This is a genomic window from Kitasatospora sp. NPDC057512, from assembly GCF_042802135.1.
GTDB lineage: Bacteria > Actinomycetota > Actinomycetes > Streptomycetales > Streptomycetaceae > Kitasatospora.
In genome coordinates this window covers 1-1919 of the sequence record NZ_JBHVET010001103.1, presented here as the reverse complement: position 1 = coordinate 1919, position 1919 = coordinate 1, and the positions used below count along the sequence as shown (strand labels likewise).

Below are 1919 nucleotides of genomic sequence, written 5' to 3'. Positions count from 1 at the left end.
GCGCCCGGCCCCCGCGCCCGTGCCCGCTCCTTCCGCTCCTCCTGCTTCCGCTTCCGCTCCCGCTTCCGCTTCCGACGACGTCATCCGCACCCGCGGCCTGACCAAGCGCTTCCGCGGCGGCCAGCTCGCCGTGGACGGCCTGGACCTCGCCGTGCCGCGCGGCTCCGTCTTCGGCTTCCTGGGCCCCAACGGCTCCGGCAAGACCACCACCATCCGGATGCTGATGGGCCTGATCGCCCCCACCTCGGGCGCGGCCACCGTCCTCGGCGAGTCGATGCCGCAGTCCGTCGCCACCGTGCTGCCCCGGGTGGGCGCGCTGATCGAGGGCCCGGCCCTGTACGGCTTCCTCACCGGACGGGACAACCTGGTGCGCTTCGACGCCGCCGACCCGACCGCCGACCCGCGCACCCGCCGGCAGCGCGTCGACACGGCCCTGGACCGGGTCGGTCTGGGCGCCGCGGCGGGCAAGAAGGCCCGCGCGTACTCGCTGGGCATGAAGCAGCGCCTGGGCCTGGCCTCCGCGCTGCTCCAGCCGCGCGAGCTGCTGGTGCTGGACGAGCCGACCAACGGGCTGGACCCGCAGGGCATGCGGGAGATCCGGACGCTGGTCCGGGAGGTCGCGGCGGAGGGCACCACGGTGTTCCTCTCCTCGCACCTGCTGGACGAGATCGAGCAGGTCTGCACCCACGCCGCGGTGATGTCCCGGGGCCGGCTGGTGGTGCAGGGCACCGTCGCCGAGCTGGCCGCCCGGGCACAGGGCCGGCTGGTGGTCCGCACCCCGGACGTGGCGCGGGCCGCGGAGGTGCTGGCGGCCCACCGGGTCACCGCCCTGGTGCCCGGCGAGGACCGGGTGGACGGCGAGCCGGGCGTCCTGGACGAGGAGGCGCTGCCCAGGCTGTGCGCGGCGCTGGTCGGGGCCGGGGTGCGGGTGCACGGCTTCGGGCTGGAGCGGGGCACGTTGGAGGACGCCTTCGTGGCGCTGACCGGGGAGGGCTTCGATGTCGCGGGCTGAGGCACCGGCCGAGGGCGGGGCGCTGCCGTTGACGACCGGCCGGCGGCCGCAGACGGCGGCCGGGTTCCTGGCGCTGTTCCGCAGCGAGCTGCACCTGACCTTCCGCCGGATGCGCACCAAGGTGCTGCTGGGCATCCTGGCGGCGCTGCCGATCCTGATCGGGGTGGTGGTCAAGCTCAACACGGACAGTCCGCACCAGGGCGGCGGCGGTCCGAGCTTCATCGCGCAGACCACGCAGAACGGCCTGTTCCTGGTCTTCACGGCGCTCGCGGTCGCGCTGCCGGTCTTCCTGCCGATGACGGTCGGCGTGGTCGCCGGGGACTCGGTGGCGGGCGAGGCGGCCTCCGGGACGCTGCGCTACCTGCTGGTCGCCCCGGCCGGGCGGACCAGGCTGCTGGCCGCCAAGTTCACCGCCGGGCTGGTGTTCTGCCTGGCGGCCACGGCGGCGGTCGCGGTGACGGCGCTGGCCGCGGGCGCCCTGCTCTTCCCCCTCGGCCGGGTCACGCTGATCTCCGGGGACACCATCGGCCTCGGCGACGCGCTGCTGCGCGCGCTGCTGGTGGCCCTGGTGGTCGCGGCCTCACTGGCCGGGCTGGTGGCGATCGGGTTGTTCGTCTCCACGCTCACCGGCAGCGGCATCGCGGCGATGGCCGCCACCGTCGGGCTGGTGGTCACCGTCCAGATCCTGGACGTCTTCCCGCAGCTGCACGCCGTCAGCCCGTTCCTGTTCTCCCACTACTGGCTGAGCTTCGCGGACCTGCTGCGGGCGCCGATGTACTGGGACGGCGTACTGAAGGACCTCGGCCTCCAGGCCGCCTACGTCGCCGTGTTCGGCTCGGCGGCCTGGTCCCGCTTCACCAGCCGGGACATCAGCGCGTGACGGCCTCCGGGGCGGCCGCGGGGGCGG

2 protein-coding genes are annotated in these 1919 nt (G+C 75.0%); both read left to right on the top strand.

Annotated elements, in window-relative coordinates:
* Positions 1 to 1012 (top strand): ABC transporter ATP-binding protein (locus tag ACFU6K_RS38040; RefSeq protein WP_380671093.1); only part of this gene is annotated, 1012 nt, incomplete at its 5' end.
* A complete protein-coding gene (locus ACFU6K_RS38035; RefSeq protein WP_380671091.1) occupies positions 999 to 1892 on the top strand; it encodes an ABC transporter permease in 894 nt (297 codons plus the stop codon). The genes ACFU6K_RS38040 and ACFU6K_RS38035, both read left to right, overlap by 14 nt.
* Positions 1893 to 1919: the final 27 nt, after the last annotated feature.